This window comes from Heliomarina baculiformis, assembly GCF_019966545.1.
GTDB lineage: Bacteria > Pseudomonadota > Alphaproteobacteria > Rhodobacterales > Rhodobacteraceae > Heliomarina > Heliomarina baculiformis.
In genome coordinates, this window is record NZ_JAIMIC010000016.1 from 36,601 (window position 1) to 59,588 (window position 22,988).

The window sequence follows — 22,988 nt, forward strand, 5'->3', positions numbered from 1 at the left end:
GCTCACCCTCCCAACAATTCCTCGATGAAGTCCTCCTGCCGGTCGAGCGCCGCCTTCCAATCCTTCGGCACGGCGGCTTCCCTTTCGAGCGTCTCGGGCTCGGGCTGCCCGCGTCCGGCCTCAATCGGCATCACGCTCATCGCGCGCGCTTCGCGCCGCTGCGATCGATCCCGGACAGGCGCACGTTCGGCTAGTTTCGCCTGGTCGTCTGCGCCGACCTCAAAGTCACCGCCCCAGGGCCCCACGCCCTGCACACTCGGCGGATAGGGGAACGGCTTGCCGTCCTGGCGGGCCAGCATGTCCTTGAAGAACGGATCGTCGTAATACTTGATCCGGCTAGCCTTGATAGGGTGCTGGGGCGAAGCGAGGATTATGACCTCGTCGGGATCCATGAGGCGCGCTTCCGTCTCGGAAAGTAGCGGCCGCTCTTCCAGACGCGCCGAGGTCGAGGTCGCGCCAAGGAAGCCCTTGTTGCGACCGTACATCCGGGTCACCGCCTCGCGGGTGGTGCTGCCGACCGCGGCGGAGACCTCTTTCACCGTGCGCTGGTCCCGCGGGGTGATGTAGAGCTTCAGCCCTGCCCCGTTCTCGAGACTTTCACGGCCCTCGGGCCCGTAAATCCGATCAAGCGAAGCCAGCGACTGCGCGATCATCGCGACGCGGCCGCCATAGCTTGCCAGCGAATGGATCGCCCGCTCGAGATAGGGCATCGCCCCCATCTGCTGGAATTCGTCGATCATCATCATGACGGGCCACGGCTCGTCCGGACCCGGCTCATTCAGGCGGATCGAGGCAATGAGATCGGCGAACATCAGGCGTAGGAGCGGGGCGAGAGTCGCGATGTGATCCTCGGAGACGGCGATGTAGAGCGACTGCGGTTGCTTCCGAAAAGTCGAGAAATCGAAGTCGCTCGCCTCGGTGGCCGAGCGCACCGCCGGGTTGTCCCATTGCTTGAGACCGGCGGTCATCAGCGCCTGGATGTTCGAGGTCAGCAGCCGCGATGAGGCCGAGGCGGCGTTGGTCCAGAGCTCGCGCAGGATGTCTTCCTCGGCCTCGTCTGCATAGGTCTTGTACTGGGCGTTCTTGTATTCGCCCCCGGCGACGATCTTGTTCACCTCGCCAAGGTTCGGCGTGCCGCGCTGGATCGCCAGTAGGCAGGCCGCAACAAAGATCGACTTGCCAGCCTCGGAGAAGGTGTCGAGGGTCTTGTTGTCCTTGTCGAGGAAGAGGTCGGCCAGGATCGAGACCTCGGTGAAACGCTGCGCGAAGCTCGGGGCCTTGGCGATCCGTGCAAGCGGGTTGTAGCGATGCGTGGCATTGGCCCAATCAAACGGACTGAAGCGATAGACCTCGTCGCCGTTGAGCGCCCGAAGCCGTGCAGTCTTGTCAAAGTTCTCACCCTTCACGTCGAGTACCACGACCGATCCCGCGAAGCTCAGAAGGTTCGGGATCACAAAACCCACACCCTTACCGGCACGGGTCGGCGCCACCATCATCACATGCGGGATCATCGTCGAGGAGATGAACTCCGCCTTCGAGATCGGCGCGCCAAGCTTGCCGCAGACGAAGCCTTTGCCAGGGGCCTGAAGCATGTCGTTCTTCTTCAGCTCCGCTTTGGTCTGCCAATGGGCAGAACCGTAATCGTCGCGCTCCTTCTTCCAGGTCCACGCCAGTGCCAGCGCGCCGAGGCCGATCGCGCCGAAGCCGACGGCACCAAACCCCACCTTGAAGGCCTCGGGGTGCGCTGCGCGTGTAGCTGCACTCGCCTTCCAGAGCGCCAGCATGTCGAAGCTGCCAAAGCCGGTTTTCAGGGCCAGCGTCAGGTAGAAGGCGGCGACAATGGTGCCGATGACGGCGCCGCAGATCACGCCGAAGAGGAGCGCAGCCCAGAGGGGAAGTGTCTTGGTCATGGTGGTCATCTCCCCCTCAGAATTCCATCTCGTCATCGAGACCGCGATCAAGTTCTCTGGCACGGCCAAGATCACGCCCCAGCTCCTGCGCCTCTTGCTGGCCGCGAAGTCGTGCAACCTCGGTCGACTTGTCCTGCTGCAACCCGGCAGCGCGGTCGGTGAAGACCTGGTCGCCCGTTTCCTCAAACGTCATCTCAAGGAACTCCTGCGTGACGGTGATCTGATCGAGCTTGCTTGGCAGGGCCGCGTCCAGCACCTCGTAATTGCCGCGCCGAAGTTCGGCCAAGCCTTCCTCGCCCAGTTCCTTGAAGAGTTCGGATTGCAGGGTCCGCTCGACCGTCTCTTCCTGTTCCTCGGTGAGCTTGCCATCGCGCAACATGTCGGCGAGGTCCTGCAGGTAGGGATTTGGCGTCCGGTCGTCCTCGTCGATGAGCGGCAGCGTCGCCTCTTCCTCATCGGCAAGGGTTCGGCCAATCTCGACGCCCAGTTCTTTCGCGCGCTCCATCAGCGCGTCCATCACGCCGTCGACCTTCTCGAGCGCGGCGTCGAGTTGGTCGTCACTCGCGGTCTCCACGCTGAGACCGTCCTTCGCTAGCACCGCGTTCATGTCCCGCTCGACCCAGTCCTGTGCCATGCCGTAGTTCCGCGTGCCGCCCGCTGCGATCCGGGCCACCAGTTCCTCGCTGTCCATGCCCACCTCCTCGGCGCGCTCGAGCACATCGCGCAGTCCATCGTCATTGCCGGACTGCAGCGCGACGATCAGCACCTCGCTGCCCGCCCCCGGCGGATAGGGTTCCTCGAGCTGCTTGCCGAAACGCGCACGCAGTTCCGGGTCCGGCACCATCTGCGACAGGTCCGCGATGATCGGTGCGGCTTTCGCCTCGAACGCAGCGCGCTCGGCCGGATCCAGTTCCTCGGCCTTGAGCCTCAGCGCCTCGATCGTACGCTCGGAATAGTCGATCGCGTCACCGACGGTCTTGATGTCCTTCATGTCTATCTCTCCTTCGGTGAAGTTCCACGGCGTGCCCGAGCCAAGCCCGTCCGCCATGCCGCGTACGGCGCGCGCCATGTGGCGTTGGTCCATCCGGTCCAACAGGTCGGCGAGGTTCTTGTAGTCCTTGGCGAAGCCCACCACCTGCGCCTGCGCGATGGCGGATTCCTGGGCCGTCATGACGATCTCGCGCGGCAGGCGGGCCTCTTCCTTGGCGCGGTAGATCTCCTCGATCCCGGCGGGCTTCTCGAAGATGCCGCGCTCTAGCCGGGTGGTGGCGTCGAGTATGACACCGTAGCGTTCCGCAATCTCGGCCTGCTTCTCGCGCATGAGCTGCGGCGACATCACGCCCTCGGCCCAACAGGAGAACCAGGTGCCGTTTTCGAGGCCGCGATTGTTCAGGATGATGTGCGCATGCTTGTGCGCCCGGTCGTCATGAACCGCGAGGACATAGTCCCATTGGTCGCCGTATTCGCCGCTCTCAAAGAAATGTTCCGTCCAGTCCATCGCGATGTCGCGGACCTGGTCGACCGTCACGTCGGTCGGGAAGGAGAGCAGCATGTGCGAGGTGAAGCCGAGCTTGGTCGAGCACCGCCAGGTCCCGGCCCAATCCTCGATGATGTCTTCCTTCTGCTCCTCAGAAAGCACCGCCGCATCGGTCAGCGCGTTGGTCATCGTCGAGTAGGTGTAGATGGCCTTGTCGTTGATGTAGGAGATCTGTGCACCGAGCGAGGCACGCGTCTTGCAGCCCCCTGCCCGGATCCGCTTGAAGACCGCCGCGCGGCTCTGACCCGTGGCCGCCTTCAGCGCGTTGCGCGCCGACAGGGATCCAACACGCGCGAAGCTCCGCCCCTGCCGACGGCCCGCCAGCCGCGCGTCGATCCGCGCCGCGGCCTGACCCCGGATGCGCTCATCCTCCCAGAGCCGACCCATGACCGAGGCGTAGAGGGCGAGCGGATCAGCCATTTCTGACGAGCCTCAATCCGCGCTCGATCGCGCGCGGGTCATCCTCCAGAACCGCGCTCTCCGTCCCCTGCCCTTCTTCTTTTTGCGGCCACTCCTGAGCACGCAGCACCTGCGCCGCATCCTTCATCCGGCCCATCTCACGGCTCATGGACTGCGCCAGATCGAGCAGCTCGATCAGCACCGCGCGATCCGCTTCCGAGACCTCCAGCCGACCGCGATGGACCGCCTTGGCGAGCACCAGTCCGGTGTCGCTAACATCCTTCGCCTGACGCCACGCGGCGCAAAATTCCGCGACCAGATCACGCGGCACATCGAGGAAACCGCACCGCCCGCGCAGCACCGCATTGAGCGCCTGCGACCGGTTGGCATAGCCCCGCGCGCGCCACTCCGCATCGAAGGCGTCCAGCTCGGAGCGGCTTGCCCGGAACGCCACCGTCTCACTTGGATCGCGCACCGCGATCCCCTCGCCCGCCTCCTCTTTCGCGAGCCGGTTCACATGGCGCGGAGAGATGCCGAACGCCGCCGCCAGGTCCTTCGCGCTTTCGCCCGCCGCAAAGCGCTGCGCGACTTCGATGCGATCTTCAAGCTTCAGGTTTTTCGCTGGCCTCGGCACGGGTCAGACCCCTCGGACAAAATGTGCAAACATTGGCCATATCCTGCCAACGTCTTCCTTCTCTCCTTCGCTTATACTTCAATACTTCACATTGCGCAATATTACGTTTTGCATGTCGTGTCTTTTTGCGGACATTGACCGCCGTCAAGACCCCGCGTTGCACAGCGACATGAAACGGGTCCCCCCCCTCATCGATGCAGGACAACCAGGCCGAAAAAGCTTCCGAAACTTGCGTTCAAGACGCAGGCGACGAAAGGCAGACCGAACGCTCGAGCCGGTCACGGATCGGGCACCAGGAACACGAAAACGGCCCGCGCGGGATGGCGCGGACCACACCCTCTGAAGGCGGTACGATGCTCCTAAGGGTCGACGTCAGACCCCTGCGGATTCGAAGACCCGCAGGGGTGTCTGGGTCAATGACCCAGCCCCTAGGAGCGCAGATCGTCGTAGCGGCTGCGGGCGATCAGCGCCTCGGTCTCGAGGCTGTCGAGGGTCTCTGGATGGGCGTCTTCATCAAAGGCGGCGAGGTAAGCATCGAAGGCCATGTCGGCTTGCAGTTCTGCGAGGTCGATGGATTGTTCGAGTGTCATGGTGTGATCCTTTCCGTTGATCGTCGTTGGACGGATCGTGAAAAAGACCGAGGGCATGAGAGCGGGCTGCACCCGGCACGGGGCGGAATGAAATGGAGCACGCCGGGGGCAGGTTTGTTGTGAGCGATGCTCCGCAGCGCTCAAGGCGCAAGCCGTCCAGAAACCTGACCCCGGCGTTGCCGACCGCTCGACCCCGGGCTAGCGATCCCTAAGGCCAACAGGTCGACGGAAAGGCGCGCGGCGGTGACACTGGCGTGAGACGTTGCCCCCGGGATGCATGACGGTGATCTGCGGTTTACACCCTCGCGGCACAGGGTGAGTTCGGCGCCCTTGGCGGCTTCGCCAAGACGACCCAGGCGCGGGTTGTTCGACCGACGGAAGGGGTGCGCTTGGCTCGCTCACTGGGCTCCCAGTTCTCCCTGCAGTCATTCGGTTCCGCCTCCACCGCGCGTGATCCACGCTGTCTCTGAACTGAAAGATCGAAGCCGCGTCCGCGACCTATCCGGTCTGACGACCCGCCTCTGCGTCCGCTTCCAAAATATGCCGCATCTTTCGGACACGGGTTTCGGAACCGAACCCCTGTCGCTTCTTGAAAGAAGAAAAAGCCAGACCGCCGGAGCGGTCTGGCCTTTGGCTTAGGCGGCGTCTTTGGGACCCCAGGGGATGACGGCCTGCAGGGACAGATCGTCCTGGTTCGCGGCCTTGCCGAGGTTCGCGTTGAAGCCGTGGTCGCGGATGGTCAGCGTGTAGTAATCGGCGCCGGTCTCCTTGTTCTGCTTCTTCCAAATGCCACCGCACTCGACTAGCTTGCCGCGCGGGGAGCGACCGAGGACGCGGTGCGTGGGGGCCATCGGGTTCGTGCTCGCGACGGGTTCGACCGTGATGTCGAGGTCGAAAGTCAGGGTCGAGATGGAGCCGACGCCCTTGGCGGTCTCAAAGTCGGTGCTGGTGAATTTGATGCAGTTCGTGGTCATTGCTCTTCTCCATGTTTGCGTTGCAATGATGGTCACCTTGCAGCTGGCCAAGGAACGGACACACCGAAGGCGAAGCGCAGCGGAGAGGGGCAGGCGCCGGTCTTTTTGCTCCGCGAGGAATGACCCGCAGGGTCAGGGGAAAAAGATCGGCGACAACCTTTGTGGACGGGACGACAGCTGCGACCAGCATGTCATGCAACTCAGACAAAGGGAGAAGTGTGGTGGCCGCGAAGGAAACTGGCTGAACAGCCGAAAGAGAGAAATGCCTGTGGTGGCGATATTTCTATCCTGTCGCTCCGAGCCGCATCCCGACCAGTCAGAGCTTTGCTGACCCTGCCTCACGGGCCGCGACGGCTGGTTTCCGTGGCAACGCGATGTGTGTTTTCTGGAAGAGCAGCATGGAGACCGTCGAAGCTTCGACAACCTGTCCGCATCACTCGGATTTCGAACGGACCCTCTACGGCGCCCCGATAATTTGCGACTTTACGCATCACGACCATCACCGGCCTGATGCCAGCTGCGGTCAATGCAATCCGGCGGTCGTCAAACTCCGTTTGCGACCATGATAGCGGGGCGGCACAGCATGTCCGGTAAAGCGAGGAACAACACCGGCCGAATCGCGAAGTACGAGATCACTGATGTCACGCGCCCGCCCCAGCGACCGTAACCGGAACGGCCGAGATGAAGCGTTGCCACGACCATGCGACGGCTGGCCGGGCTGGCTCCGGAGGAGACTGCACGGCCAGCAGCACGTTGCAGGGAGAGGCGGCGTTTCAGCTCGGGGGGGGGCGGCTGCGTGCAGCCGACCGAGAAAGGCGCGGGCCTGACCAAAGGGCAGGAGGGGACAAGATCATCAAATCCGGACGACTGTTGGACACAAAGTATCCGGAGCCTCTCCGCACCAAAAGATGGAAAGCTAGGACAACTCTCAACGAGAAAGACGCCGAACATTTCGTTCGCTCCACTGCAATTGGGTTGGGCCGTTATCTGGAGGTTGGCTTTCTAGCTGCTTGCGATAACCTTCAGCCGCATGGCGCGCGTTTCAAGGAGATAGGTCTCCACGCTGGCCAGTAGATGCAGTCCCTCCTCTGTGACAGCGGATCGCGACAGGCCAGGCTGAACGATGCGCACATCGAATTCGTAGCGATAGTCCTGCCAACTCGCTTTCAGCTTTTTGAGGAATGCGGCTGTTCCCTGTTCGAAGCGGGAAGTCTGGCCCTTCTCGAGCCGTATCTTTTCCCGCTTCAACATATGTATGAGCATTCTGTTGGGTCGATCACGCCAGCGTGCGGATTTCTGCGCTTGCCCGCAAACTTCATAGAGATCCTTCACCCGCGCGCCGGGCGTGTCGGAACTGGAGTATTTGCAATGGTGAAGCGTCACCTGGACGAGACCTTCAGTCACTCGAAGGGTGACGACGTCCGCGATCTCTCCTGCCCCATCATCGTCGAAGATGATGTCAAAGGCGTCGCCCTCTGCGAGCAATGTCTCGATTACGCGCCGTTGCACTGAGTCAGTCCGCTTTTCAGGACCCTGCGCCTCGGCACGTATATTGGTCTCCGACCAATCCCAAGCCTCGATCCGATCAGCGGAATACGGTTCCACCACGACGCCTTCAGGCAGAGCATAAAGGTGACTGTAGATCAGCAGTGAACCATCCCCAAAGTCGATCTGTGGGGAATCCTCGCCGAAGGATTCCGAGAGCGACTTCGTCTTGCCGCTGACCTTGACGGTTGTTTTCGGCCCAGAGCGCTGCGGATAGCTGGCACCCCCTTCAGCAAAAACGATTTCGAATTCGGTGATGTGGTTATCGCTGCGCACCGTGAAGCGCAATGGACCCGTGCGTTCATGATCCAGCAGCTCGATGTCGCATTCAGCGAAGGCTACGGGTTTGTCGCCGAAACTGATTTCGATCCGGTCCTCGATTTGCGTCAACAGCGATTCCGGCCAGTGGATCGCGACCGGAGGCACCTGCGGGCGTTCGCTGATCTGGCGAGGTCGCATCGCACTCTTGAAGACGCCATCGGTGGTGATCCCTGGATCTTTGACGGCTTTGCCGATATCCGCGCACCAATCAACCCAATCAGTCAGATCGCGAACCCGCGAAATCGACCAGAACTTGCCTTTGGCCGAACAGCCACGAGAGGCGGGAACACCGTCAAGGAAACCGGTTGCGAACACGTTGTTCTTGATGCGCGACTGGGACTTCGCAGTGTCGAGTCCGTCGGCGACATCGACACCCATATACATGGAGTAGCGGACACCGCGTCCCTGATGGTGCGTCAGGCCAAGATTGCGCAGGATCAGGCGATTGAACCCATGCAGGCTGCGGAAGACCTCCTCACCCTCGACCCGGCGCGCTGCCTCACCGCAGACCGCCTTGGCCAATCGGTCATACGGTCCCTTGATCGAGCTGCTGATATATAGGAGCTGACTATCGGGATCCCAATGCATCATGTGCAGGTCCCAGGTGACATTGGTCGCGTGCTGGGCCGTGGTCCAGCCGGCCTGCTCTTCGGAGCGGGTGACGAAGATGGCGACACGCTGGTGTGGGTTGACCTTCATGCCGAGATAAACGCCGGGACTATATAAGTCCTCGGCCCGCAAAGGCTCCCAACCGTCGCAGTTGGTGCGATAGACGACGGCGTTCATCTTCGGTTCGAGCGTCTGCAGGGGAATGTCGCTCAAGTCGCCGACAAAGCCCTTGAACATCTCGGCACGGCGGACTTGTCGGTCGATCTTCGCGGTGCTGAGTGCCTCGACCAGCGCATTCCAGTCCGCATCCTCGGCATAGAGCTTGGCCAGCGAACGATCAATGTCGTCAATGCCGGTGTTGGCGATGACGGTGGCGTCGCCGAGGCGTGGATCCTGGCGGGTGAAGCGGCCGACAAACTGGATGGTAACGGCGATGCTCTTGTGCGGGTCGTGCAGGGCGGCGATCTTCAGTTCCGGCAGATCGAAACCTTCGCCGAGCATGTCCACGCAGACAATGATCCGGCTCTCGAAGCGCCGTAGAGCGGCAAGGTTTGCACGGCGTTCACGGATCGACTGCTGGCTATGGACGATGACCGGACGAAGTTCTGGGTACATCTCGCTGTAAAGCTGGTGGAGGGCTCTGGCGCGGTCGATAGTTTGGCAACGCGCCATGGCGAGATGGTTGAGGCCGACGTCAAGATCACCCTGGAGGACTTCGCCGAGCTTTCCCGCGATCGCGAGATCGGCGTCTGCCTGATCGAGCCCGAAGACAGCCTCGAAGCGAATCGGCTTGAAATAGCCTTCGGCCTGCGCCTTCTTGAGCGGATAGGTGTAGATGAACTCGCCGTCGACGCGTCGGCCGTCCTCACGGAATGGTGTGGCTGTGAACTGGACGATCGGGAGCGGTGGCTCACGGTCGGCGAAGAGGCCCCGAAAGCGCGCCCATGTCGGGGCGCCGATGTGATGAGCCTCGTCGATAAACAGCGCCGAGGCGCGTGCCGCCATCCGCTCCTGGACCGCCGCTTCGGCGCGACCGGCGATCTGCATCGTTGTGACGATGACATTGGCACTGTCGAAGATCTCATCCACGTCGGCTAGCCTCGTCGGAATGTGCGAAAGGCGCATCACCACTGGAAATGCTGCCTTGTCTTCCAGGCATTGCTGTTGCCTCAGCACGCCGAAGGTCTCGAACTTGCCCGCGATCTGCTCTCGAAGAGCGTCCGTCGGCACTACGACCAGTAGCCTCTCGAAGCGCTGGTGGACGTTGAGCGCGAGCATGGTTTCCGTCTTGCCGGTGCCCGTCGGCATGACGATGGTGGCCGGATCGATCGATCGCGTCGCATGGGCCAAAGCCGCGTGCAGTGCGCCGATTTGAGGACGTCGCAAACCGGGCTGGGCTGGCCGCTCGTTTTCGGCTGCTCGTCCCTCGCGGAGATGAAAGGCGCCCGACCAAGATGCCGAAACCGTTGCCAGCCGTTCGACCCGCGCTTGGCGACTCAACGTGTCGATGCGGATTGGCAACGGGGCCATCCACCGGCCTTCGCCGGCGTCGAGTGCTTCTACGATCTGCGCCGGCTCACTCGCGCCGGGGACCAGAAGAATGAGCTCCGCCTCCAGCGACGTAGCGGTCTTCGCGTTGATGATCTTCAGTGTCTCGCCAGACGGCAGCGTGGTTTCATGACCAGTCACACGGCGGATTGAAAAGGGACGCAGACGGCACCGTACACGCTGCGGCGGAGCCGCCAATTGGCGTATAGGGCTTCCCAGCGCCTTGCCCTCTATCGCAAACCGAGCAGGCAGCAGCAGTTCGACTTCGGGATTGAAGAGATCATCTTGGACGGGCTCGATGCGCTTGCGGGAGGCCATGGTCGCTTCCTCGGCTATGCCGCAATCGTCTGGGGAGAAGGCGGGACGGTGATCACCGTCCCGTTCGTCATCAGAACGATCAGGCCCCGTTCGGCGCCGGTCATATCGAGATAGGCACGCACCTGAGCCCGATAGTGATCAAGCGTCTCCTGGGCGGGATTCACGTCGCTCTTCCAGTCGATCACGACGGCTGGCCGACCTTCCGGATTAACCGTAATCGCGTCCGCGATGCCCGCCGTCGCAACCAGTTCGGCCTCCTCTTGCTGAAAGGCATAGACCGGAAACTCAGCGAGCAATGAGGGACGCAATGCCGCCACCTCCGACAAGGCCAGCGTTCGCGTCACGCAACCGGCCAGTTCCTCAGGCGAAAGCCCGTCCGCCGGATCGGAGGAAGGCTCCTTGCCGAGCGCAGAGATGAGGTCGCCAGCACGCGCGGTGAGCGCCTCGTCGGCCTCGTTGCATTCCCCTGTCAGGACTTCTTCCATGAGCTTGTGAAGGATCAAGCCACGCTCGCGTCCGCCCTGGATGGAGGCCGGCGCTTCGGCGTCTGGCGCCGGAGCATCAGCCGAACCGGCCCAGATGTCGGGTTCTTCTTTCTGAAGCACCGAACCGGTCGCCGTCTCGTCGCGGCTCGGCGCAAGCCAGGTCAGGTGCATCTGCCTTTCGGCAATCGCACCGGCCTCCGCGGCGAAACTCTCGCGTGTCTGACCGTTGGTGGTATCGCCGGTCACCGAGATCGGGTCGAGCGGCAGATGCGACACGTCAAGGTGAGGGAGATCTGTCAGGGACAGGTCCACCAGGCCGATCCAGGCTGATTTCGAAGGCGTTACGTCGAGCCGCGGCAAGACCAAGAGTTCCCGGGCGCGGGTTGCTGCGACATACCAGAGCCGGACCCGCTCGCAGTCCAGTTCATCCTTCTCTGCCTGCCGCGCCGCGTCATAGCCGGACGGAGGGACACCCAGAACCGGGCAGTAGAAGGTATCAGTCTGGCGATCGGTCACAGCGCTGTCGGGCGCCATTACCCCCGTCATAGTGTTGATGGGGATGACGACCGGCCATTCAAGACCTTTCGCGGCATGCATCGTGTAGAGGGCGACGGCTTCTTCCTGCGCATCGGGCCGGCCTTCCACCTCGCGGGCCTCATCCGCCCATGCCGCCGTCATTGCCTCGGAAAAGGCCCGCAGACCCCGTACCGCATAGCTGACGGCGAGGCTGAGATAGAGATCGACATTGGCAAGTGCTCGTTCTGCCTGACCGCGATGCCGCTCCAGAAGAACCGGGCGTACCCGAAGGACGTCGACGGCCTGCGAAAGAAGATCGTGTGGTGTCGTGCTTTTGGCGCGTTTCTGGAGCCCTTGCAGCCGCTCGATCACATCGCGCGCCAGCGGATGCACTATTGCCGCGGGGTCGACGCCGAGGTCGAGCCGTGGGATCCGGACGGGTTCTTCTTCCGAACGCGGAAGCGCCCAGACGATGTCCAGGAGCTCCTCTTCGCTGAGCCCGACAAGCGGGCCGCGCAGCAATGCGCCGAGCGCCAGCGTATCACGACGATCGGCGAGAACTCGCGTGATCGCGATAAGGTCCTGCACTTCCTGCCGGCGAAACAGACCTTTGCCGGCCTGGGTTGCGACCGGGATGCCCCGGAGCTCAAGGGCTTCTTCATAGCGCCAGAGTTCCGCGCCGGTCGGGGCGAGCAAGGCGATGTCGCCTGGCTGGCAGGGGCGTTGTGCACCGGCTTTGCGATCCTGGACCGGACGGCTGCCGATCAACCGTGCGCATAGTTCAGCCACCGCTTCGGCTTCGGCGTCGCGTCGTTGCTCGGCACTGGCCTTGCCGTTCTCGTCGGCGACCGCGATATCGATCGCCGCGACGCAGACGCCGTCTTCCGGATCGTCGTGGAAGGGATCAAGCGCTGTGAAGCCGGGCTGGCCATCAGCCGACAGGACAGTCTCGAACCGTTCGTTGACGAAGGTGAGGATCGAGGCACAGGAACGGAAATTGGTCGAGATCGAGACGAGGCCGTCCGCGTCCTGTGTCGAGAAGGCCGTGCGGGCCTGGACGTAAGCGCCGACATCCGCGCCGCGGAAGCGATAGATTGCCTGCTTGGGGTCGCCAACCAAGAAGAGTGCGCCCGGCCGAATCCGGAAACGCGTCCAGTCCTGCGGATCGTCACCGGGATCACCGCATAGACGCCAGAAGATTTCGGCCTGGAGCGGGTCGGTGTCCTGAAACTCGTCGACCAAGACCTTTGAATACCTCTGGCCGAGCGCCTGTCGCACAGTTTCATGGTCGCGCAACAGGTCGCGCGCGGCGTAGATGAGATCGTCAAAATCGAGCTGGGCGCTGGCGCGCTTGTGCTCACGATAGCGCGCAAGGATTGTGCGTGCTTCGTCGATCAATGTCGTGAGGACCTGGCCGGAAACCGCCTGGAGTAGTGCGGCCCACGCGGCACAGCACGCTTCGTACAAACCGCTGGCCGTATCGTTCAGCCTGTCGCCGTCTGCCTTGGACAGCCCTGCCTGCTTTGCCGCTGCCGCCCATTTGCCCTTCTTGCGGTAGGCGAAAAAGCTGCCCGTCCCGGTCGTAAGGTCGGGATGCGGACGTGCAACCAGCAACCCGACGAGCCCGGCGGGCGTGGAACCATCTGTAACCGATGGAAGGGCAGCCGCCATTTCAGAAAAGCGCACGGCGAAGACCTCCGTTTCCGGCTCATCAACGCCGGCGCCTTGCACAAAGGCCGAAAGTTCGTCGGCCGCCTGCTGGAAGGCTTGCAGGTGACCTGCAAAGGGCATCGCCTGCGGTGCGACCAGTTTCCTCGACCGCCGGAGGGCTTCGGCGATCTTGTGCATCAGAGCGACGGTCTCTCCCGGGTTATGCAGCACCATCTCGGCGAGGACGCCGCCCTGATCGCCAGACAATCGCTCGCGCAGCCAGCCTTCAACGATTTCGAGGAAGTTGAGATCGGCCTGGTTGCGGTCGATGACCGCTGCGCCCGGATCGATATCCGCTTCCGCCGGGTAGGGCTTGATCAATCGCTGGCAGAAGCCGTGGATGGTCGAGCAGGTGATTTCGTCGATCGCCGTGCTGGCCGACATCAGATTCTCGCGCTGTGCCGCAGACAGTCCCTCCGGCAAGCCGGCGCGGAGCTCCGGTGCGATATGGCCGGCGGCGAGATCTTCGACGAAATCCCGAACCCGCAGGAGGAGCTCGCTGGCCGCCAGTTCGGTAAACGTGACTGCCGCGATGGAACTTGGCGCGACACCCTGCGCCAGCATGACAGCGATCCTGCCGGCCATCACGGCGGTCTTGCCCGATCCCGCGCCGGCCTCAACCAGAATGGATCGGTCATGACGGCTGATCGCGTCATGCCGGGCGCCATCATCATTCAGAACTTTCACGCTGCTCATCATTCCGCCTCCCAGATCGGCGCGACCTCACTGAGCCGCTCGGTCGAGGCGGCTTGTTTGCGTTTGCAGTAGGTGGCGCCTGCGTTTGCCGGCAGGGCAAAAGCGAGATCGTCGTAGTCGCCTCCGGTATCCGGCCCGGGCAGTGCCGCGCCGCTGGCCAATGCGGTTCTCGCCGCCCGCAGATATGCCTTGATCTCCGCCAGGACGACGTCCGGCTCGTCGAGCTGGAGATCGAGCGGTTCACGCGGATAGAGCAGCGAGGCGCTGATCGCGATGTGATCGCCCAGGAGCGCCTTGACGGCGAAGGCATAAAGGCAACGCTGAAGCTCGCGGCCACCGTTCACACGGATGTCGCCTTTGGGCGGCTTGCCGGTCTTGTAGTCGCGCACGAGTGCCCGGCTGCCGTCATCAGCGATGTCGAGCCGGTCGATATAGCCGGCAATGTGAAATCCGGTGTCGGGGATGATCACCGGCACACTGGCGTCCCAGGGCAATGCCGCCTCCGACTTGGGCTCGGACCCGCCGAACGGGATCTCGCCAAAGGATCGGCTGCCCGGCAAATGATCATTGCCATAGGCAAGCGCCTGTCCGGCAAGAGCGCGCGCATCCCCGAGCGTGCGGCCCCAGATAACAGCGGGTGGAACGGGCCGCTCGCTTTCCCACTCGGCCGCCACCGCACCAGCGGCTTGGTCCACCGCAGCCTGAATGGCAGCCACGTCGGCCGACGCCAAGCCGCCCGTCGCTTCGAGGTTTCGCAGGGCGCGGTCGAGCACCAGATGGATGAGGTCGCCGGTTTGCAGGGCGTCAAGCACGAGCGGCTCGGCACTGCTTTGCGGGGATTTCCAACCGAGAGCATAGCGCCAGAGGAAATTGAGGGGGCTGCGCAGCAGTGTTTTGAGCGAGCTCGCCGACTGAGTCCGCTCGAGGATCGCGAGAACCAAAGGATGATCGGACCTGACCAGGCCATCATGAGCTGTCACATCGGCCATGCGCCAATCGCGCCAGCAGGAACGCGCACTCAATGCCTGGGAATCGGCGGCGAATTCCTGCGGCCGCGCCATCAGCCGGTCGGTTTCACTGAAGGCATGGGCGGGAACGGCGTTGCGCCGCAGATAGGCTTCCTCGTCATAGGTGGCGAGCAGGGGGCTGCGACCCAGCAGCCGACCGTCGCTGTCGCGTCGGGCGCGGGAGAGGACGACGTCGCTGCCCGTAGTGGCGAGGATCGTATCAAAGTCACGGCGATCTGCCAGATTGACGGGAAGCGGGTCGAGCTCGCCCGTTGGAATAATGTGGTCCGGGATCAGCCGATCTTCGGCGATCCCGCGTGGCCAGCGGGAGGAATTGAGACCGATCAGCCGAGCGAAGCGTCGCGGCGACGCGGCGAGCGCGCTGGCCGGCATCCAGGCCACGGAGACGGAGGCCTCGAGCCCGTCATCCTGTTTCAGTGTTTCCAGCGTGCTGTCGATCGCGCCGGCGGGCCCTGCCAGAAGGGCTTTGCGCCAGATGGACAATGCCCGGCCCTTGAGGAAGGCTTCGCCGATTTCCTGTGCCGCGTCCGGTCCCTTTGCCAGCAGATCGACCGCAGCACGCAGCACCGGGGCGTGATCCATGCCGTCGGGCCAGTCGTCTGGCGCGAGGCGCGCCAGCAGTTGGTTCCAGGCGGACGGTGTTGACAAGGGTGCATCGCTTGGAAGGACGCGCATCCAGCCATCGGGAAGGGAAGCCATAGGTGCAGAATCGCCGCACAGGGCGGCGAGACGGCGCAAGCGCGACTGCGAAAGGCCGCGCACGATGATGTCGGCGAGTGCCGCTGCCGCTTGTCCGTCACGTGTGGTGACGGCCGGGACGCCATGAACGAAATGCAGATCGATATTGGCATCGGCGCGCAGCGCGAGAAAGTGATCGTCGTAGTCGGCCGGCGACGCGGTGGCGATGGCAATGTCGGCGGGCGGTACGCCCGACGCGAGCAGCGACCGGACCCAACGCAGTGTCTCGACTGCCTCATGGTAAGCGGTCGCGGCACTGACGGATCGAATGGTCGGCGCCTCAGCATCGCCTCGAGCGACAGGAACGCCGCTTTCCTTGAGCCAGGCCGGGACAGGGCGGGGACCTGACGTCCATTGCATGGGGGTGTGCTCGGCGAGCGCCTTCAGTAGAGGCCGCCAGCAGGGAGACAGTTCGGTCAGTCCGGCGATTTCCATCGAGCCGAATATGGCGGGCGCATGGGTGATCCGGCTGATGGCTGCGGCGACAACATCGACCGGCCGCATCATTCCGCCCGGAAGTTCGGCAAGGACAGCGGCCTCCAGGCGAGCGATGGCTTCAAGCCTTGGATGATCACCTAAACGGGAAGCGAGATCGATACCGGCCCGCCACGCTTTGTGCAATGTGTCGGCGGCCGCACCGATCATGCCCGGCAGCATCTTGATATCTTCCAATTCGCCCATCGGTGTTTCAGGGAGGACCGTCTGGATCGCCGCGCGCAGGCTTTCTTCGTCGATTGCGCGGGCGAAACCGCCCGCGAGCCGTACCGCGGCTTGTTCGAATGACATGATCTGGAGGCCATGTTGACCGCTGCGGGCTGCCACAAGGCGGGCCTCGCGCATTGCGTGTCGTCCATAGACAATAAGCGTGGACCGGCACGTCATGGACATCTTCAAGTTCCTTTTCGAAGAATAGCTTTGACCAAATCGGGAAGTGCTTGTGTCGAAAGCTTTGAGGATTCAGCGTCCCGAACCAAAAGTTCGATAGTAAGAAATTGATGGAACTTCTCTGATATCAGATTGCCAGCGCCTGCGAAAAAATCGATGGGTGCGCCAGATCGAATATCGTCCAGCGCCGATCGAAGATCGGGCGTTTCGTCCCCGGCCTCCACCAGCAGGAACCCGTCATGCTGCTCGACTGAAAACCCCTCACTTCTCAGTGCTAGCGCGAGGGTTGATGTCTTCACAGTACCGACCCGCGTCGCAATGACTGATGTATGCTCGCCAATGGTGTGTAGGTTATTGGCCCTAAACCCCAGCTGTTCATAGTGAGCACGCGCTTCCTCGAGCATCATCAAAGAGACTGTATCCATGTAAGCTGGGCTGGAATCCCCCTCGAGCACGGCGAACATTCGGTCGATCACTTTGTCATGAATGTCCCCCGCATCGCCGCCGAAGACGGGCGGCACACCAGCCTTCGCGGGTTTGACGACGATGACCTTTTCACGATCATGGATTTCTTGAACAACCCAACGTCGCCCAGAGAATATTAATAGCATCCCAGGGGCAAGAACATTATCGATCGGCAGGGTTCCAAGGTCCCGCCCCTCTGCGACCAACCGGAATTCCTCAGGCGTCTGAAACACCGCATAGAAGCTGTAATGCTCAACCAGTTTTTCGCCCGCGGGTCCCAAAAGCAACAGCCCGCTGCCGACCTGTTCGATCAAGCCGGTTTCTGGGTGGCCGATTGCACGCAACACATCTGCGAAGACTTCGGTTGTGACCTTCCGAAAGGGGCCTTCGCGGCAGAGCACATTGTAGACCACGCTTGCAGACGCACCGCCGCGCTGCGCTATGACTGACAGTATCTGGTGGACGAGCGTCGAGAGATGAAGCGCCTGAGGTTTTGGAGGTTCGCACCAGCCTTCCAGCAGCAAGTCTATCATCGCGATGGACCTGATCAGGCCGAGGCGAAGACGATCCACGAAACTGCTCTCCGGCGTCAACTTGGCTTCGACAGCATACTGCCTGAGAATGGCCGGCTGTCCTTCACGCCGGCCTGATCGGCCAAGCCGTTGTCGCAACGCGGCGACGCTGAATGGCGCACCGATTTGAGCCACGCAGGTCACGTCACCGATGTCGATTCCAAGCTCGAGCGTCGACGTGCAAACGGCGGTCGTCGGTTTCGCAGGGTCCTTCAAGCGCCGCTCAACGAAGTCACGGTGTTCTCGGGAGAGGCTCGCGTGGTGGGGATAGAATTCCTGTGGCAGGTGCTCCCGTTCGCAAAGCTCCCGCAACCGATCTGCGTAAATCTCGACCCGTTGGCGCGCTCCGGCGAAGACCAGGTTGTCGCTGCCTCGAAGGTGTTTGAAAAGATGTGCTGCGATCGCGTCCGTTGCGGATGGGCTGTTTTCATCTTCATCGCCGGAAAGGTAACCGCGAAGCTGAAGCTTCAATTCAGCCTCGCCGCCATCTGCTTCGATCAGCTGGACAGCGTTTGCGGCGTCAGGGCGAAGATAGGCCTTAGCGAGGTCCATGTCGCCTAGCGTAGCTGACAGACCTATCCGACGGATTGGGCGCTTTATCGCGAGCTCGAGCCGTGTGAGCAGTGAACGAAGCTGGACACCGCGTTCGCTGTCCAGAACTGTGTGCAGCTCGTCGATCACGACCGCCCGTGTCGCCCCAAACAGGCGGGCAATTTCCAAACCGCGACGAATGAAAAGCGCCTCAAGGGACTCTGGGGTTATCAGAAGGATCCCTTTTGGCGATTTCAACGCGCGCGTCTTGATGGATTGCGAGACATCTCCGTGCCAGGGAACAACCGGAAGCTCTGCTTCCTGGCAGATGCCCTCCAGCCGCATGGCCTGGTCCGTGATCAGGGCTTTCAGCGGACCGATGTAGAGCAGGTCGAAGCCGGTGCCGCCCGAAGGCTTGTCAAGCACCTGTGAAATCAACGGCAGGAACGCCGCCTCGGTCTTTCCGCCCGCCGTGGACGCCGCAACGATCAAATCGGCATTGGTTTCGCAGATCGTCCGGATGGATCGCGCCTGGATGTCGCGAAGTTCGCGCCATCCTTTCTGGCGTATCCATTTCTGCACAGGCCTCGCCAGTTTGTCGAACGCACTGCTCATCGGCGTCAGAGCTTGAAGCTGATCAGGTCATCGTAACCGGGGTCTTGGGCGCCAGTCGACTCGTCTACCTCGGTCATGTCTTCGCCGAGGTCTTCGGAGACCTCGATCTTTTCGATCAGATCGCTCCACTCGACACCGGGGTTTTGCCCAAGCACGGAAAGCAGGTTCACGAATGTCGTCACCGTATTACGCGGGGTGCGGAAGTAAGCTTCCCCGATCCGGTCCGAGCAATGCGCCATAAAGGCCTCGAGCGCGGCGTCCGGCAGAGCACCGGCATCGTCCTGCATGATCCTCCGGACATTGGCCAGAAGAACGAAGAGATCTTCAGGGGTCAGGCTGGCCAACCGGACAACGGGTCCTGAAAGGTCGACCAATCCGTCTCGCGCGAAGGTGTTCTCGGCCAAACGCGATTGAAGGGCTTCGTAACTGTATAACCCACGACGGGTGTTCATGAGAAACTCCGGGGTCCCGCCCATGAGAAATCCGAGGTTCTCGGCACTGCCCTGCAGCACATCATTCAGGATCCGGAGAATCTGTTCGTAGTTTGCATTGCGGGCCTGCGACGATGTGAGCTTGTAGAGGTTCACCATCTCGTCGAGGCCGACCAGCAATCCTTTATATCCGGCCTCGCACACAAATGCCGACATTAGCTTCAGATGGTCATAGACACTGGCATCATCGATGATCGTTCGCACTCCAAGCGCCTTGCGCGCGTCGGTGCGTGTCGCGAATTCACCGCGCAGCCACCTCAGGGCCGCGGATTTCAACTCGTCGTCGCCGGTCTCATGGCCTTCCCAATATCGACGGATGACTTCAGCGAACTCAAACCCCCCAGTAAGTTCTTCGAAGTGGCCAAGGCGTTCACGGATGACAGACCCTGTTGGCAAATCTCGTTCTTCAGCGTCTCTGTGAGCCTGGCTGACAAAACGCTCCACCACACTGGCCAATGCCCCACCATCGGGCTTTGTCCGCGTCGAGAGGTTTCGGGCCATCTCGGCATACAGCCCCCGAGCTTGTCCGCCGGTCGCGTGAATGCGCCGATCCGGCGCCAGATCGGCGAACATCACGACCAGGCCTTTCTCCAGAGCCACGAGGCGGATCAGGTTCATGAAGAACGTCTTGCCCGATCCGTATTCCCCGATGATGAACCGGATCGCCGATCCGCCATCGGATATCCGGTCCATGTCCTTGACGAGCTCTTCAATCTCTCGGACGCGGCCAACCTGAATATGGCGCAAACCGAGTTTGGGCACGACCCCGGCCCGAAGCGCCTGTACGATTGCATCGCGTTCACGTGGTTTCAACTTAGACATCCCTGCCCTCCGCACTCATCTTTTCTTTTACCGCCTCCGCAATTTCCAGAGACACGTCATATCCATCATACTCGTCGAGCAGTGCTTCGTTGTAGGTCTCAAAAGCCCATTCATTCACGACTTCCAAAGCCCCGGATGCCATCAACCCATGCGAGGCGCAGATCGTCTCGAACTCGGTTTCAGACCAATGCTCTCGAGTGACCAGTTCGAGGACAAGGGCGCCGTGTTTCGGGTCAAGCCCTACCAGCTGGCTTTGGCTGGCAGGCGCGGAGGCACCACTTTCTTCCTCTTCGACATCGAAAATCTGACCGAGGACGGACGACACGCGCTCTGTGTCCGAACGAATTGCTGCGATCCGTGAAGCGTCGAGTTTCGGTCCGCTGGCTTTTTCGAGCGCGGGTATCGCTTCGCCCGGGCGACCCGGTTGCGACGCGCGAACAGTGCGTGGACCATCCGCAACTTCGCCAGCATGCAGGTCGGCGTAGGCAAGCGCAGGATCAAGTCCCAAAGCCTTGTAGATTTTCTCGATGCTTGCTACTTCGTCGGAGTGAATAATGCCATCGGCATGTGCTGCACCGACCAGCGCTGCCCGCATAGCGGCTTGGCTGTCTTGGCCCACCTCCTTCAGTTTGCGCCGCAGAAGCGTCATGTCCGGTGGCACGGCCAGGAACCATTCAAGGTTTGCACGCAGCCTGCGGCGTTCCTGATCGCTGAGGGCTGCGGCAGAAACCTGATCTTCCAACGCCCTGCGTTCAGGCTCCGCGATGCGACCATCCGCATGGGCGACGAACGACCCAAGTGCCAATTCGATCAAGGCGCTTCGATAGCTGTCGGAAACGTCCTCCAGTCTTTCGACGGGTTCGCCCAGACGAAACAGCACAACAGGCTCTTCCGCCTTGGGCGACCGGAGCGCAAACCGAGGGTCGGGCGCCAGACCGAAACCGAGGCGCGCGAGCGCGTCGGCGGCTCCTGTCATTTGCCGTTTTCCGATCTTCTCGTTCCTTTCTCCCTCCAGTCGTCCGATCACCTCCTCAAGCGGCACCAATCCCCCGCGATCGACGATATCGCTTGCCCAAGATTTCAAGCGGTCCATTTCCTCTGATGGGAAAGCATCCCAAAGTTCAGAGGGCAGCAAGGCATGCGCTTCCACACTTCCGCGGCCATCAGGGTTTCGGCCCAGGAAGCGACTGAGCTTGTCGAGGTCGTTCATCACCTCGTCAGCCAGCTCTTGCGCAATCTCGACCGGCTTGCGCAAGCCGGAGATGTCGGGCACAGGTTTGCCATCCACGGTCGGATTGACTGACCCCTGAAACTCGCTGGAGGCGGCGCGATAGGATGCCGTGAGTAATTTCCGGGGTTTTGTCACTTTGAGCCCATCAGGAAAACGCCGATCAAACCGCATACGGAAAAGAGCGACGAACTCGTCACGGCACCGCGTCGCGGGAGTTCTCAGATTTGTCTCCGGATGGCAGATGAACCAACTCAGCAACCAGTCAGCCGTCAGGTTCTCGCCTTTGTCGATCCGAGCTCCGATTGCGTATTTGAGTGAGAACGGAAGTTCCCAGCCCTGCTTCTCGAAAATCGGTTCGATAGCGTCGAGGTCGGTTTCGGTAAGCATCGCAATGTCGAGGAACTCACCCAAATAGCGCCTGACAGAGTGGTTGTCAGGGTAAAGTGACTGCAGCCGCCGAACTTCCTGGACGATATCCTTTGCATCTTCGTTCGACTGATCGACGAAGAAGCGACGTTCCAACCCATAAAAATACAGGAACATGTAGCCAGGGTTATACGAGGCGTCGTTTCGCCCGCTGGCCAACCAGTCGAGGTAGGTCGCCCGGCACTGAGGTGAGATATCCGAGTACCCCGGCCAGTAGGGCATACCTTCACCAGCTTTGTCGGCTCCAGAGCGCGCGACAGACAGGGATGGATCGATATAGGCTCGGCACTTGTCACGATACCCGTAGGCGTTCAGCAAGGGAGGCGTGCCGACATAGACCATCCCGCCGATATTGCGGCCAGCCACGCTAGCTGTTTCATTAGACGGGACCCACCCGCTTTTCGATGATCGGGCCGATGCGCTCGGTGCCACTCGCGAGGGCAGGTTTCGTTCAGCGGCCGCTGCAAGAGCCGGCGCCGCAGACTTTCCAGCCCGAACGATTTCAGCGTAGTCTTGCTTTGGTGGGGAATAGGCCTGAACGGCAGCCGGCGCTTTGGACGCAATGGCTTCGCGAGTTCGTTCGCGCTCCCGCTCGACACGTTTGTCGTAGGCTCTTGGTCGGGCTACCGGCTCAGATTGAGATGTTCGGGTTTCTGAGCTTCCCTCAGCTTGCGCCTTTGCAGCGACTTTCCGCGATCTCCGTGTTTCTTGCCACCAGACCAGAATGACGGGAACACCAAATGCAAACAACATCTGGCCGCCAATCGGCCAAGCCTGAAGCATTGTGGTCACCACGACCATGCATAAGAAAAAATATAGGACGAGAAAGAATGTAATTCGGAAAAACTTGATTATTGAAGACATTATCGGAACCCTCTCCGAACCACACTATTTTGCACAGCCATCTTTGCAACGACTAACGTCATGGTTGAAGCACTTCCCATGCTTTATGCTTGATTGGGCCGATGGCCACATACATCTGTTCGCACCGTTGAGGGCACACCCCTGCCCCAGCGACTGTTACCGAATGGCCGAGATGAAGCGTCGCTACGACCATGCGACGGCTGGTCGGGCTGGCTCCGGAGGAGACTGCACGGCCAGCGCCACGTCGCAGGGCGAGGCGGCGTTTCAGCTCGGGGAGGGCGGCTGCAGGCAGCCGGCCGAGTAGGGCGCGGTCCTGGCCAAAGGGCAGGAGGGGCCAAAATCATGAAAACCTAAACGTTGCAGATCACAAAGACCAAAGCACCGTTCGAAAAGCCCCGCTTTCCGCGACAGAGGCGGGATCCACAGGACATCCGGTTTGACGTGTTTCGTTGTAAGCCTCCGGGGGCGGCCGTCTGAACTTGTGTTCGCTCCGATGGTAAGTCCGCCCTTATGTCCGACTTTATCAAC

The 22,988-nt window shown here is 61.7% G+C and carries 11 protein-coding genes; all 11 read right to left on the reverse strand.

Annotated features, from left to right (window positions below):
- Positions 1–2: 2 nt before the first annotated feature.
- The 11 genes from MF268_RS23160 to MF268_RS23210 all read right to left on the reverse strand — a co-directional run bounded on the left by MF268_RS23160 (position 3) and on the right by MF268_RS23210 (position 22,460).
- Positions 3–1,910 carry a type IV secretory system conjugative DNA transfer family protein gene (locus MF268_RS23160; RefSeq protein WP_238373094.1) on the reverse strand — a complete coding sequence of 636 codons (1,908 nt, stop codon included), beginning with the start codon at positions 1,908–1,910 and terminating at the stop codon, positions 3–5.
- A gap of 16 nt (positions 1,911–1,926) precedes the next feature.
- A complete protein-coding gene (locus MF268_RS23165) occupies positions 1,927–3,867 on the reverse strand; it encodes a relaxase/mobilization nuclease domain-containing protein (protein WP_238373095.1) in 1,941 nt (646 codons plus the stop codon).
- A complete protein-coding gene (locus MF268_RS23170) occupies positions 3,860–4,480 on the reverse strand; it encodes a helix-turn-helix domain-containing protein (protein ID WP_238373096.1) in 621 nt (206 codons plus the stop codon). Before MF268_RS23170 ends, MF268_RS23165 begins: the two co-directional genes overlap by 8 nt.
- 428 nt (positions 4,481–4,908) lie before the next feature.
- Positions 4,909–5,070: a hypothetical protein gene (locus tag MF268_RS23175; protein WP_238373097.1), complete on the reverse strand. Its 162-nt coding sequence runs from the start codon at positions 5,068–5,070 to the stop codon at positions 4,909–4,911.
- Positions 5,071–5,705: 635 nt separating this feature from the next.
- Positions 5,706–6,044, reverse strand: a complete 339-nt coding sequence (locus tag MF268_RS23180; RefSeq protein ID WP_238373098.1) for a DUF736 domain-containing protein — start codon at positions 6,042–6,044, stop codon at positions 5,706–5,708.
- 1,002 nt (positions 6,045–7,046) lie between these two features.
- Entirely contained in the window at positions 7,047–10,385 is a 3,339-nt protein-coding gene (locus tag MF268_RS23185; RefSeq protein ID WP_238373099.1) for a DEAD/DEAH box helicase, read from the reverse strand.
- Positions 10,386–10,399: 14 nt separating this feature from the next.
- On the reverse strand, positions 10,400–13,792 hold the full coding sequence (locus MF268_RS23190) for a UvrD-helicase domain-containing protein (protein WP_238373100.1): 3,393 nt from the start codon (positions 13,790–13,792) through the stop codon (positions 10,400–10,402).
- On the reverse strand, positions 13,792–16,446 hold the full coding sequence (locus tag MF268_RS23195; protein WP_238373101.1) for a PD-(D/E)XK nuclease family protein: 2,655 nt from the start codon (positions 16,444–16,446) through the stop codon (positions 13,792–13,794). The genes MF268_RS23190 and MF268_RS23195 overlap by 1 nt, the downstream gene beginning before the upstream one ends.
- Positions 16,447–16,448: 2 nt before the next feature.
- Positions 16,449–18,626 (reverse strand): DEAD/DEAH box helicase, encoded by a 2,178-nt coding sequence (locus tag MF268_RS23200; RefSeq protein WP_238373102.1) that lies wholly within the window; start codon positions 18,624–18,626, stop codon positions 16,449–16,451.
- Positions 18,627–18,631: 5 nt separating this feature from the next.
- The gene (locus tag MF268_RS23205; RefSeq protein ID WP_238373103.1) at positions 18,632–19,939 is read right to left on the reverse strand and encodes an ATP-binding protein; all 1,308 of its coding nucleotides are present in this window, start codon (positions 19,937–19,939) and stop codon (positions 18,632–18,634) included.
- Positions 19,932–22,460 (reverse strand): tellurite resistance TerB family protein, encoded by a 2,529-nt coding sequence (locus MF268_RS23210; protein ID WP_238373104.1) that lies wholly within the window; start codon positions 22,458–22,460, stop codon positions 19,932–19,934. The genes MF268_RS23205 and MF268_RS23210 overlap by 8 nt, the downstream gene beginning before the upstream one ends.
- Positions 22,461–22,988 lie beyond the last annotated feature (528 nt).

What these genes read in the sequence shown, in the direction of transcription:
- MF268_RS23160 (WP_238373094.1), bottom strand. Translation starts at nt 1,910, where the DNA reads ATGACCAAGACACTTCCCCTCTGGGCTGCGCTCCTCTTCGGCGTGATC.
- MF268_RS23165 (WP_238373095.1), bottom strand. Translation starts at nt 3,867, where the DNA reads ATGGCTGATCCGCTCGCCCTCTACGCCTCGGTCATGGGTCGGCTCTGG.
- MF268_RS23175 (WP_238373097.1), bottom strand. Translation starts at nt 5,070, where the DNA reads ATGACACTCGAACAATCCATCGACCTCGCAGAACTGCAAGCCGACATG.
- MF268_RS23180 (WP_238373098.1), bottom strand. Translation starts at nt 6,044, where the DNA reads ATGACCACGAACTGCATCAAATTCACCAGCACCGACTTTGAGACCGCC.
- MF268_RS23185 (WP_238373099.1), bottom strand. Translation starts at nt 10,385, where the DNA reads ATGGCCTCCCGCAAGCGCATCGAGCCCGTCCAAGATGATCTCTTCAAT.
- MF268_RS23190 (WP_238373100.1), bottom strand. Translation starts at nt 13,792, where the DNA reads ATGAGCAGCGTGAAAGTTCTGAATGATGATGGCGCCCGGCATGACGCG.
- MF268_RS23195 (WP_238373101.1), bottom strand. Translation starts at nt 16,446, where the DNA reads ATGTCCATGACGTGCCGGTCCACGCTTATTGTCTATGGACGACACGCA.
- MF268_RS23200 (WP_238373102.1), bottom strand. Translation starts at nt 18,626, where the DNA reads ATGAGCAGTGCGTTCGACAAACTGGCGAGGCCTGTGCAGAAATGGATA.
- MF268_RS23205 (WP_238373103.1), bottom strand. Translation starts at nt 19,939, where the DNA reads ATGTCTAAGTTGAAACCACGTGAACGCGATGCAATCGTACAGGCGCTT.
- MF268_RS23210 (WP_238373104.1), bottom strand. Translation starts at nt 22,460, where the DNA reads ATGTCTTCAATAATCAAGTTTTTCCGAATTACATTCTTTCTCGTCCTA.